The 12,047-nt window shown below is 57.9% G+C and carries 11 protein-coding genes; 2 read left to right on the top strand and 9 right to left on the bottom strand.

Translation table 11 applies throughout. The annotated features are described in order from the left end of the window. The first annotated feature begins 485 nt into the window (after positions 1-485). Positions 486-929 carry an inhibitor of vertebrate lysozyme family protein gene (locus LA321_RS00320; RefSeq protein WP_042072934.1) on the top strand — a complete coding sequence of 148 codons (444 nt, stop codon included), beginning with the start codon at positions 486-488 and terminating at the stop codon, positions 927-929. Positions 930-998: 69 nt separating this feature from the next. Here the strand turns inward: LA321_RS00320 and LA321_RS00315 are convergent, their stop codons facing one another. Further along, entirely contained in the window at positions 999-1,547 is a 549-nt protein-coding gene (locus LA321_RS00315) for a beta/gamma crystallin-related protein (RefSeq protein ID WP_042072932.1), read from the bottom strand. A 198-nt stretch (positions 1,548-1,745) separates the two neighbouring features. Then, entirely contained in the window at positions 1,746-1,988 is a 243-nt protein-coding gene (locus LA321_RS00310; RefSeq protein ID WP_005302916.1) for a DUF3297 family protein, read from the bottom strand. 141 nt (positions 1,989-2,129) lie between these two features. Here LA321_RS00310 and LA321_RS00305 point away from each other — a divergent pair, with 141 nt between their 5' ends. Next, positions 2,130-2,663, top strand: coding sequence for a metal-dependent hydrolase (locus LA321_RS00305; RefSeq protein ID WP_042072931.1), 534 nt, complete (start codon positions 2,130-2,132; stop codon positions 2,661-2,663). A gap of 164 nt (positions 2,664-2,827) precedes the next feature. Here the strand turns inward: LA321_RS00305 and LA321_RS00300 are convergent, their stop codons facing one another. The 7 genes from LA321_RS00300 to LA321_RS00270 all read right to left on the bottom strand — a co-directional run bounded on the left by LA321_RS00300 (position 2,828) and on the right by LA321_RS00270 (position 11,894). Continuing rightward, positions 2,828-4,423: a DUF4435 domain-containing protein gene (locus LA321_RS00300; protein ID WP_082043456.1), complete on the bottom strand. Its 1,596-nt coding sequence runs from the start codon at positions 4,421-4,423 to the stop codon at positions 2,828-2,830. Between the two features lie 603 nt (positions 4,424-5,026). Then, on the bottom strand, positions 5,027-5,833 hold the full coding sequence (gene trpA / locus LA321_RS00295; RefSeq protein WP_042072928.1) for a tryptophan synthase subunit alpha: 807 nt from the start codon (positions 5,831-5,833) through the stop codon (positions 5,027-5,029). Next, a complete protein-coding gene (gene trpB / locus LA321_RS00290) occupies positions 5,830-7,023 on the bottom strand; it encodes a tryptophan synthase subunit beta (protein ID WP_042072926.1) in 1,194 nt (397 codons plus the stop codon). The genes trpA and trpB overlap by 4 nt, the downstream gene beginning before the upstream one ends. Positions 7,024-7,103: 80 nt before the next feature. Further along, complete coding sequence (trpCF, locus tag LA321_RS00285) at positions 7,104-8,612, bottom strand: bifunctional indole-3-glycerol-phosphate synthase TrpC/phosphoribosylanthranilate isomerase TrpF (RefSeq protein WP_042072925.1); 1,509 nt, start codon at positions 8,610-8,612, stop codon at positions 7,104-7,106. After that, a complete protein-coding gene (gene trpD / locus LA321_RS00280) occupies positions 8,612-9,640 on the bottom strand; it encodes an anthranilate phosphoribosyltransferase (RefSeq protein WP_042072924.1) in 1,029 nt (342 codons plus the stop codon). Before trpD ends, trpCF begins: the two co-directional genes overlap by 1 nt. 15 nt (positions 9,641-9,655) lie before the next feature. Beyond that, entirely contained in the window at positions 9,656-10,255 is a 600-nt protein-coding gene (locus LA321_RS00275) for an aminodeoxychorismate/anthranilate synthase component II (protein WP_042072922.1), read from the bottom strand. Then, positions 10,248-11,894, bottom strand: a complete 1,647-nt coding sequence (locus LA321_RS00270; RefSeq protein ID WP_042072921.1) for an anthranilate synthase component 1 — start codon at positions 11,892-11,894, stop codon at positions 10,248-10,250. Before LA321_RS00270 ends, LA321_RS00275 begins: the two co-directional genes overlap by 8 nt. Positions 11,895-12,047 lie beyond the last annotated feature (153 nt).

The raw sequence follows: 12,047 nt of genomic DNA, 5'->3' as shown, positions 1-12,047 counted from the left end.
ATAGTGGAAATCCGCCGGCCCCTCAATAAATGTGAGCCACGCCCATTAATGTTTATATGCAGAAAAATTATTGTTAAATTTAGGTTTTTAGTGGTCTGGTGTGGAATTATAACTACTTGTTTTCTTGGCGGGTCAAACAAAAGTAAAACAAAAATCACCAATAAGTTAACATTTTGGGTTGGGTTAATTTCGAGACGCGCAGATAGATAGTTTCTTGCGTTCAAGAAATAATGGAAATGAGTGATTGATCACAAATAATGTGCTGGTCTATATCTACTTGATTATCAATAGTGCGCTAACAGCGCAAAAGCAAAGAAAACGTTTTCCCATTGAAGGGAACAATTGTTACTTTATTACGCCATAAAATGACGAAGTCTAATGTCGGGCTCCTGATGTTCTCGTGGTCGACAGGTAGCCGGGGAGGGAGTAGCGTGACGATGCGCTGTGAGCGCGTTTTTCAGGCATCACCTAAGAAGGAAGTTTCCATGACCCGTCTCTCTCGCGCATTGGCGATCTCCCTGCTGCTGGCCAGTGCCGCGCCAGCGTTTGCCGCCGCCACCTATACCTCGGATCTGCTGCTATCGGCGGACTTCAAGGCCCCCTGGGCCAAGGCGACCCAGGGGATCAAGAACCTGCCCAAGTGGGTGCGCACAGGCAGCGGCACCAGTACGCCCCTTGAAGCGGTGGCCGGTACCCTCTATCAGAGCGGCTCGGTCTGCAAACCCCACGACTGCGCCAGCCACTACATGCAGCTGTTGGTGGATGCCAAGGCCAAGCGGGTGTGGGGCGTGCTGATCGACCTGCCGGATAGCGACGCCGCCCGCGAAACCCCGTCGAAGTTTGCCCGCTATACCTGGCTCGGCCAGCCGGACAAGGGGATGCAGGCCGCCCTGATGAAGCAGGTTGAGGCCGACCCCAACTGGCAGTAAGCAACGAAAAGAAAAACCTCTGCCTGGGCAGAGGTTTTTTTTATGGCGAAGGAGTGATGGGGCAGGGCGCTAGCGGCTCAGGATCCGCACCGAGCGGATGCGATTGTTGAAGTCGGTCGCCTCCTGCTCGCCGCCCTTGCGGGTGTAGTAGCCACCGCGAAAGTCGGTCTCCTCGAAAAAGCGCACCACCCAGCCAGCCGGCACGATGAAGGAGGAGATACGGTTGGCAAAGCCGTAGCGGGCCAGATCCGGGATATCCCGGTCGATGCTGAGGGATTCGCCACGTTGGCGGGCGCCATCGAACACCAACAGGGTGCTGGCACCGTCGCCCTCATCGAGTGTGGTGGTGATGCAGCTGGCCTTGGCCGCTTCGCAAAACAGGCTGCCGTTGCCCTGTTTTTGCTGGCAGCGGCGGCTCACCTTCTGGCGCGCCAGCCATTCGCTGCGCCCCGCATCGGCATAGACGTTGTTGAAGGGGGTCAGGGTGCAGACATGGATACGCCCGCCCCCGTAACCCTGGCCACCATTGGCGACCACGATATTGGGGTTGATCAGGATATCGGCGCGGGCCATCCCCGCCAGGCTCAATAGCGTAAACAGGGTAAACAGCTTGTTCATGGAAAAGTCTTGAAACTGACAGAAGGGCGGCAAGGATTGCCGAGGCGCCAGAGCGATGCAAGAGGGATTTGGATGGGTTGCGACAACTCTTGCCCGCCGCTTGGTTTGTCATAGGGGCCCTGAAACAAAACACCGGCGCAAGGCCGGTGTTCTGAACAGCATGGCGGCGGGCCCGGCGGGGCGCGCGGTCAGGGCGGCTTAGGCGTAGAAGGCCTCGACGGTGCCCTTGACGGTGATCAGCATGGGGTTGCCGTAGCGATCCTTGGCCTTGGGGGAGGGGATCTTCACCCAACCTTCGCTGATGCAGTACTCCTCGACATTGGTGCGCTCCTTGCCGTTCACGCGAATGCCGATCTCGTGCTGGAAACACTCCGCCACATGGTGCGGGCTGCGCGGGTTGGCTGCCAGGCGGTCGGGCAGGGCCGGTTTGTTGTCGCTCATTTTATTTACCTGAGTGTGATAAAAAGTGGGTCATTGTAGGCAATGCCCGCCATGGGCTCAAGGCTGGTGGCACGCAACTTCACCTTCACTTCACCGAGCGGGGATAAGGTAGGCTCACGTTTTCAGTTGGAGCTTCACCCTATGCCCACCATCGTCACTCACGCCGCCGTACCTCTCTGCCTTGGGCTCGGGCTTGGCAGCCGGATGATTCCGCCACGTCTGCTGCTGGCGGGGGTTGCCATCGTCATGCTGCCCGATGCCGACGTGCTCGCCTTTAAACTGGGGGTCGCCTACGGCCATGTCTTTGGCCACCGCGGCTTTACCCACTCCTTGCTGTTCGCCTTTGCCCTGCCCACGCTGGCCATGCTGTTGCACCGCCAGCTTAGGGCCAGCGCCGCCACCGTCTGGGCGTTTCTGCTGGTCTCTCTGCTCTCCCACAGCATGCTCGATTCCCTCACCACCGGCGGCAAGGGGGTTGGCTGGCTCTGGCCGTGGCGTGACGAGCGTTTCTTCGCCCCATGGCAGGTGATCCGGGTCGCCCCATTCAAGCTGGAGGCCTACCTCACCGCCCGAGGTGAGGCGGTGATCCTCTCCGAGCTCTACTGGGTCTGGCTGCCGGGGCTTGTATTGATGTTGGTGTTGATGGGATGGCGGGGGTGGAGAACGGGACGGTAGTGGCGGGATTGGCAAGGGGGGTTGGATGTATCGTGGCTGGGCAAAAAATCAAAATTGGACACCCATCTTTTTGGTTCTGGCTTCAATGTTTTGCTCAGAAAGATGGGTGACCTAAATTTTGGCGGCTATGCTACGTCTGAGAACTTTGATTTTTTAGGTTCTGGTTATTCTACTCTGGGCAGATATCTTCGAAGTGCTTGTAATATTTCACCTTGTTTTTCACTCTTCAGTAATCTAATAAACAACTTCTCATAGCCACCATTAGAAAGCTCAAATATGCCAGATATTCTATTGTGTAAGCTCTTTCGATTGTAATGAAGCAATATCTCATCTAGGTTTCTTGAATTAATTGCACGCTCAAAGACTCGCCTGCTATCTTGAAATATTGAATTAATGTCAATTCTAGAAAGAGTATTGGCTAGCCCATTTTCAAGTCCCTGAATAGTATTTTCAGTTTTAGAGTACGCCCCTAATAGATACTGAATTCGCCTTTCGGCCTTTGAGGATATTTGTACATTGATTTCTGAATTTAGCGCATTGATGAAAAAGTTTTTAACTTGTTGGACAATTTCTTCTTCATTTAACCTAAGGTGACTGGCAACTATCCTGAGCAAGGGTTCTATACAAAATAAATTTTCTATTTCAGAAACTGGTATCGTAAATATTCCTTGGCCTTGTAATATTTCTTTTTCTTCTTCATCTCTGTAATCGGAATCTATTATTCCATAGGCATTTACATGGTGAATTTCTTCATTCTGTCTTAACGCACGTACTGCCTCAATCACCTTGTGGCAACTTCCTCGAGGAATAATGTGATATTCCGGGTATGCCAGCTGGTAGACTGTGGTATCTAAACTGCCATTATCACCTTCACAAAAGATTATATTTTTCCTGTTCCCTATTATCTCTAGCACCAAGTCACTGGGTAGTACGTCATCCGAAGGGACCTCACTCCACTCCCAATGATCACTTCCAAGAAATTTTTTAATCCAGTACTTCGTTGCATCACTTCTAGAGGAGGCGAAATCAAGATCATGTGTAATGTAGATAAAAAGCTTATTGCCAGCTACTTCTTCTATTTTGTTCCAAAGCTTATAGACTAGTGATTTATGAAGATGAATTTCAGGTTCGTCTATTATGATTACGGAGTTATTTGGTGCACATAGGCACTGCCCTATCAAGTAAAGAGTAACTCTTTCACCATCGCTCATTTCCTTACCATGGTAGCTAGCTTCCCCCTCTTTTTTTACTAGAACCTTGCCGTCTTCAAAAAACACTTCTCGCTGAGGCATTATCTCAGTCCAGATTTTCTTTATTACATCAATTGGTGAGTCTGGAACAGGAATATACTCTTGCTGCGCTCTTGTGTTGTTTGTATGAAGTCTGTCCCTCTCTATATCTTTTGCAAATAACAAAGAAAGTAGCTTGTCATAATCACTTAATAGCTGAGTGGCTGGTTTATTTCCCCAGCGGTCATAAATTTTTCTCTCTACAGATCCATGTTCATCAGATCGCCCCCAAAGCAAGTCTTTCTCAGCTTGTTCATGTGTTTTCAATTGCGCATATTCAGGAATCGAAAGCGCTTTTTGAGCGCTAATTCTGTGAACCGTTAATTGATTTTGGATTTGCTGTTCAATCCATATGCCTAGCCTAGTTTTTCCTGCTCCATTTGAGCCAACAAAGACTAGGTTGTTTGACGTTTGTAAGGACTCAGTACCTTGAGTTCCATCACTTTTTGGTAAAGTTATCTTGAAATTCACGACTTATCCTTTTCCGGCTAGCTAAAACACCTAACAGTGATTAGATAGAAGGAGGTAGTAATTTAATAGCAAAGCCTTTCATATAACTCCGCTTTGCTCTGATTGTTGCCAAAAAATTAAATAAAAATATTACCAGTATACCTCTAATACTTGAATGTATTCGCTTGACCTCCTTGTTTAACGCTTCCATTACTCCTGTATAGAGAAACAGTAAAGTCGTCGGTGATGGCAAGCGTTGGAAAGGCTACCGCCCCTGGGTTTCAGCCCCCAGCCTGCTGCTTTTCATCCGCAAGTTAGCAACAATCGCTACCACTGCACCCTCCCGAGAGCTGGATTGTCGTGTGGCCATCATAAGGGGGCTGATTGAGACATTGAAAGAAGATGTTGATAGAAATCTGAGCCGGTTCAATCAATTAGTGAAAACTGTTGCTTAAGTGGGCTTTTGGAGTAGTGGTTTGTGTGGAAATTCCCCTCACCCCCGCCCTCTCCCAAGGGGAGAGGGGACAAAGACGCTGGGAGCGGCAACAAGCAAAAAATAGAAAGGGAGCCCATCAGGCTCCCTTTTCGCAGACACGGGCAATGGCATTTGGCCCATACCCGACCTTATCTATTGGTCGCCGCCTTCATCCCTTCCACAAACTCTTTCAGACGAGTGAGCATATGTTCCGGGTTTTGGTGGTGGGTCTCGATGATCTTCACCACGGCGGAGCCGGAGATGGCACCGGCGGCGCCAGCGGCGATGGCTTCACGCACCTGAGCCGGTTCGCTGATGCCAAAGCCGAGCAGGGCGGGGGGGGCATTGAACTCGCGCAAGGTGTTGATCAGCCCCTCCACCGGCATGCCGGCCTTGGTCTCGGCGCCGGTCACGCCAGCGCGGCTCACCAGATAGGTGTAGCCATTGCCAAGCTCCGCCACCTGTTTCAGGGTCTCAGCGTCGCCATTGGGCGGGGCGATAAAGATGCTGTCGATGCCGAACTTGTCGGCGGCCGCCTTGTAGGGGGCGCACATCTGCACCGGCACGTCGGCCACCAGCACCGAATCCACGCCCGCCTGCCGGCACTTCTCGTAGAAACCGTCAATTTTGCGCACATAAACGAGATTGGCGTAGACCAGCAGGCCAATGGGCAGCTGCGGGTACTTGGCGCGGATGCGGCCGAGCAGCTCGAAGCAGTCGTCCGGGGTGGTGTGGCTGGCAAAGGCCCGCAGTGCGGCGCCCTGAATGGTGGGGCCATCCGCTACCGGATCGGAGAAGGGAATGCCGAGCTCGAGGGCATCGGCGCCTCCTGCGACCAGCGCATCGATGATGGTCAGCGAGAGTTCAGGAGTGGGGTCACCCAGCATCACGAACGGCACAAAGGCGCCCTGATTGGCCGCGTCCAGACGGGAGAAGAGTTGTGCGTAACGGTTCATGACAAGGTTCCTTCTTTCTCAAAAATGTCAGCCACGGTGAAGATATCTTTGTCGCCACGGCCGGAGAGGTTGACGATGAGCACCTGCTCTTTTTCCGGTTCACTGCGGGCCATCTTGAGGGCGTGGGCCAGTGCGTGGGAGGACTCCAGCGCCGGGATAATCCCTTCGGATTTGGCCAGCTCCTGGAAGGCGTCCAGCGCCTCCTTGTCGGTCACCGAGGGGTACTCGGCGCGGCCGATGGCGGCCAGGTGGGCGTGCTGCGGGCCGACGGAGGGGAAGTCCAGCCCCGCCGAGACGGAGTAGGACTCCTGGATCTGGCCCTGATTGTCCTGCATCAGGTAGGAGTGCATGCCAAAGAAGACCCCCTTGCTGCCGTGACCGAGCGGCGCACCGTGCTCGCCGCTCTCGATGCCGTGGCCACCCGGCTCGACACCGATGAGGCGCACCGACGGCTCATCGATAAAGTCGGCAAACATGCCGATGGCGTTCGAGCCGCCGCCGACGCAGGCGATCACCGCATCGGGCAGCCGCTCTTCTTTCTCGAAGCACTGGGCCTTGGCCTCTTCACCGATCATCTTCTGGAACTCCCGCACGATAGTGGGGAAGGGGTGCGGGCCGGCGGCGGTGCCGAGCAGGTAGTGGGCCGACTCGTAGTTGGCGGCCCAGTCGCGCAGCGCCTCGTTGCAGGCATCTTTCAGGGTGCTGGAGCCGGAGTGCACCGGGATCACGGTGGCACCCATCAGCTTCATGCGAAAGACGTTTGGCTTCTGGCGCTCGCAGTCCTTGGCGCCCATATAGACCCGGCACTTGAGGCCGAGCAGGGCGCAGGCCAGCGCAGTGGCGACGCCATGCTGACCGGCACCGGTCTCGGCGATGATCTCTTTCTTGCCCATCCGCTTGGCCAGCAGCGCCTGACCCAGTACCTGGTTGGTCTTGTGAGCGCCGCCGTGCAGCAGGTCTTCACGCTTGAGATAGAGGCGGGTCTTGGTGCCCTTGGTCAGATTGCGAGTCAGGGTGAGCGGAGTCGGGCGACCGGCATACTCGGTCAGCAGGGTCTGAAACTCGGCGACGAAGGCCGGATCATCCTTGGCATCGACGAAGGCCTTCTCCAGCTGGAGCAGGGCGGGGATGAGGATCTGGGGCACGTACATGCCGCCAAATTCACCAAAAAAAGGGTTGAGCAGGGTCATGGCTTCTTCCTTATACCTTGAGTCGAAAACGAAACATCAATTACGAAACAGCGATTCAGTGGCGGCCTCACAGGGCACGCTTACAGGTTGCGCAGGGCGGCAAAGGCGGCCGCCAGCTTGCGGGCATCCTTCTGGCCCGGGGCACTCTCTACCCCGGAGTTGAAATCAAGGCCGAGGCAGCCCACTTGCGCGGCTTGCAGGGCGTTGTCGGGATTAAGGCCGCCCGCCAGCATCAGCTTGGCTTTATCCAGATGGGCCAGCAGAGTCCAGTCGAACGCCTGACCAGTGCCGCCGCTCTGGCTGCCGACTTTCGTATCCAGCAGCAGCCGATCCGCCGGATAGTCGAGGGCGGGCAGCGGTTCGCCACTTGTGACTCCAACTGCTTTCCAGATCTGGCAGCCAGCCGGCAGCAGTGGGCGCAGCGTCTTGATATAGGCTGCATCCTCATCGCCATGGAGCTGCACCGCGGCGAGCCCGAGCGCTTCCACCGTCTTGACGATGGTGGCGGGCTGGGCATTGCGAAATACCCCGACGTAAGAGAGCGGCGCGCCCGCCATCACGGCGCGGGCGGCGGGAATGTCCACATAGCGCGGGCTTTTGGAAACAAAGATCAGGCCGCCGAACACCGCGCCCGCCTGATGGGCCGCAGCGGCGTCCTCGGGGCGGGTGAGGCCGCACACCTTGTTCTGGCCCAGTACCAGCTTGCGCACCGCAGCCTCCAGATCCGGCTCGGCCATGAGAGATGAGCCCACCAGAAAGCCCTTGGCATGGTGGCGCAGATCCGCCACCTGAGCGCGGTGGTTGATGCCGGATTCGCTGATCACTACCCGATCGGCCGGAGCTTTTTGTGACAGGATGGCGGCCAGCTGTTTAGTGCGGTTGAGATCGACGCTCAAATCCCGCAGATCCCGGTTGTTGATGCCAATCACCGGCGCCCCCAGCGCGATGGCGCGGGTCAGCTCCTCCTCGTTGCTCACTTCGGTGAGCACGCCAAGGCCAAGCTCTTTGGCCACCGCGAACAGGGCGCGATAGCCCTCGTCGGTGAGCACCGAGAGCATCAGCAGGATGGCGTCCGCCTGATAGTGGCGGGCCAGATAGACCTGATAGGGGTCAATCATGAAATCCTTGCAGAGCACCGGCTGGCTGACGCGGCTGCGCACCTGGCTTAGATAAGCAAAATCCCCCTGAAAGAACTTCTCGTCGGTCAGCACCGAGATGGCGGTGGCGTATTTGCCATAGATATCGGCGATCGCCTCCGGGCTGAAATCGTCGCGGATCAAGCCCTTGGAGGGGGAGGCCTTCTTGCACTCCAGAATAAAGCGGGTGGAGCCCGCCTTGAGCGCGCCAACGAAATCCCGATCGCTTGGGGTCAGCGCGCTCTGGAAGCTCTCCAGCGGCTGGGTCAGCTTGCGAGCGGCAACCCACTCCTGCTTAGCCGCCACGATTTTGCCGAGAATGGTCTGGCTGATGGAGGCCATGTTCAGAAAAGCATGGGGGGCAATAAGGTCTGACATCTCGTTATCCTTGCGAAACTGGCTCTTGCCCTGCGGGCGTTCTGAATGACTGTTGTGCGACATGGTGGCTGACATCATGCCTCCTGATGACCCGCTTCCTGATGACTCAGGGTGGCCAGCCGGGCGGCGAGCTCCGCCGTCTTGCCGCTTGCCAGCACCGCCAGCACCTCGGCCGCCGCGCTCTTGAGATCGGTCGCCTTTCCCGCCATCAGCAGCAGCGGCGCCACATTGGCGGCGATGGCGGCGTTGTGGGCCGGGGTACCACGCCCTTCCAGAATGGCGGCTGTGATGGCGCGGTTCTCCTCAGGTTCCCCCCCCTGAATGGCGCTGACCGGGTAGGTCTCCAGGCCAAAGTCAGCCGGGGTGAGCAGAAACTCGCGGATCTCGCCGTCACGGATCTGGGCCACCTGGGTCGGGCCGTGGATGGCAATCTCGTCAAGGCCTGCGCCGTGCACCACCATACCGGTTTTCAGCCCCAGTGCCAGCAGGGTTTCGGCGATGGGGCGCACCAGCTCGGGGGCATAGACCCCCATCAGCTGATAGGTGGGGCGAGCCGGGTTGATAAGCGGCCCCAGCACATTGAACAGGGTGCGGGTCTTGAGGGCCTGACGCACTGGCATGGCGTGGCGCACGCCAGCGTGATACTGGGGGGCGAACAAAAAGCAGATGCCGAGCTCATCCAGGCAGCGGCGCGCCTGGGCCGGGCTCATGTCGAGCTTGATGCCCATCTTGTCCAGCAGATCGCTTGAACCCGACTTGCTCGAGACCGAGCGGTTGCCGTGCTTGGCCACTTTCAGGCCGCAGGCGGCGGCGACCAGCGCCGAGGTGGTGGAGACGTTGATGGTGTTGAGGCCATCGCCCCCGGTGCCGACGATATCGCAGAACTCGTAATCCGGACGCGGGAAGTCGCGCGCTTCCGCCAGCAAGGCCTCGGCGGCGCCGGCGATCTCCTCCGGGGTCTCCCCCTTGATCTTGAGGGCGGTCAACAGACTGGCGAGCACGATGGGATCCACTTCGCCACGTACCACCTGGCTAAAGGCGTCACGGGCGGCGTCGCGGGTAAGAGACTGTCCCTGATAGAGGGTGTTGAGATGATGATGCATGGGGTCTTCCTTACCTTAACGCACGCTGCTTTCGGGACGGGTGATATGGGCGAGGGCCTGGGTCAGCAGGCGGGCCCCTTCCGAGGTCATGATGGATTCCGGGTGGAACTGAAAGCCCAGCACCCGTTCGTCCGCCTGCTCGATGGCCATGGGCATGCCCTGATAGTGGGCAATCACCGTCAGCTCGTCCGGCACATAGGTGGCGACCAGCGAGTGGTAACGGGCCACTGGCAGCGGGCTCGTCAGACCGGCGAAGGCGCCGTGACCGTTGTGCTCAATCAAAGAGCGCTTGCCGTGGACGATTTCGCCTGCCGCGCCGACGGTGCCGCCGTAGGCTTCGCACAGCGCCTGATGACCGAGGCAGATGCCGAGGATGGGCACTTGGCCGCGGGCCAGCTTGATGAGGTCGATGAGGCAACCCGCCTCATGGGGGGCGCCCGGCCCCGGCGAGAGCACCAGCACGGCGTCACCCTCGCAGGCGGCGATCTCGCTCATGATGCGGCTCGCCGGCAGGCTGTTGCGGTAGATCCGCACCGGATAGCCGAGGGAGCGGAACTGGTCGACGAGGTTGTAGGTAAACGAATCGAAGTTATCGAGCAGGAAGATGTTAGTCATGACTCACGTCCTTGTGTTGTTCCTGCTGGGCGCTCAGGGCTTGCAGGGAAGTGCCATGGCTGGCTGCGATGGCGGCCAGCACGGCAGCCGCCTTGGCGCGGGTCTCGTCCGCCTCGGCCTGGGGTTTGGAGTCATAGACCACGCCGGCGCCGGCCTGCACATGGGCCACGCCCTCTTTGACGAAGGCCGAACGGATCACGATGCAGGTATCCATCTCACCTGCGCCGTTCAGATAACCCACGGCGCCGCCGTAGCTGCCGCGGCGCTTGCCTTCCACCATGCGAATGAGCTCGCTGGCGCGGATCTTGGGTGCGCCGGTGAGGGTGCCCATGTTCATGCAGGCCTGATAGGCGTGCAGGGCGTCAAGGTCGGCGCGCAAGGTGCCGACCACCTTGGAGACCAGGTGCATCACGTGACTGTAGCGATCCACTTTAAGCAGCTCCTTGACGTAGCGGGTGCCCGGCTCCGAGATGCGGGCAATGTCGTTGCGGCCCAGATCCACCAGCATCAGGTGCTCGGCCACCTCTTTTTCATCCTGACGCAGTTCCAGCTCGATGCGGCCATCGAGATCCCGGTTGATGGTGCCATCCGGATTGAAGCCGCGGCGGCGGGTGCCGGCAATGGGGTACATCTCGACATCGCGACTGGTAGCGCAGAATTTCACCGCACTCTCGGGGGAGGCGCCAAACAGGGTGAAGCCCTCATCCTGCACGTAGAACATGTAGGGGCTGGGGTTGGTCTGCTTGAGGCGGCGATAGGCGGCGACGGGGCTGGGGCAGGGCAGGGAGAAGCAGCGTGACGGTACCACCTGGAAGATGTCGCCGCGGCGGATAAAGCCCTTGAGCTTCTCCACCTCGGCGCAGAATTGCTTGTCGCTCTTGTCCACCAGCATGCCGCCATGAATGCCCTCGACCGGGGGCTGGGGAGCGAGTGCCCGCTCGGCCGCCTGCTGGCAGGCCAGCTTGAACTGCTCGAGGCGATCGCTCAGGCGGTTGTAGCGCTCATCCAGCTCGCGCTCGTCGCTGTTGCCGCCAAAGATGCAGGCGAGCAGCGCCGTGGTGCGATCGATATGGTCGATGGTGATGAGTGTCTCGGCCACATAAAAGCAGTAGTCGGGGCAGTCGTTGCTCCCCTCGGGGACCTCCGGTAGATCTTCAAAAGAGGCGATGAGGTCGTAGGCAAAACTGCCCGCCATAAAGAGCGCCTCTTTGCCCTGCTCGCACTCAAGCTCTTGCTGCAGGGTGCGCAGCACGTCCAGCACGCTGGTGCCCTTGAGACGGCTGTCTTCATCAAGCGCCCGATCCGATGCCGGGAAGTCGAGTTGCAGCTCGCCAGCCACCTCGCTCTGTTTGATGACAGTGCTGAGGCGCTCGCTCAGCAGGCGCTGCAGCTGGACGCCGTTGTCATTGAGGCTGCGTACCCGCACGGTGCGGCCACGACACTCGATGCGCAGGCAGGCATCCACCAGCAGCAGACTCTGTTTGCCCGCCTTGGAGTCGATCTCCACCGATTCCAGCAGCAGGTTGTTGGGGCGGCCCTGACAGAGCTGGCTGTAGAGCGCCAGCGGGTCGGCCACATAGGGGGCGTTTAACTTGAGGGTATCGAATTCACCCAGTGGCAGGCGATACGTGGCTGTCATAGTGCGTTCCCTTGCATGTGATGCGTGTTACCGATGTTCATGACGTCTAATACCTTTAAAAATGCCTTTGAAATTGAAGGGGTCTGGTTGCGCTTGTCAGGGACGCCATCGCCAGGTCGGTATGCTTGTCGGAATTCTCGGTTTCATCACAGG

It is taken from the genome of Aeromonas enteropelogenes (genome assembly GCF_020097295.1).
Lineage (GTDB): Bacteria > Pseudomonadota > Gammaproteobacteria > Enterobacterales > Aeromonadaceae > Aeromonas > Aeromonas enteropelogenes.
Note: the sequence above shows the minus strand (reverse complement) of the source record. Positions and strands in the feature narration are given on the sequence as shown.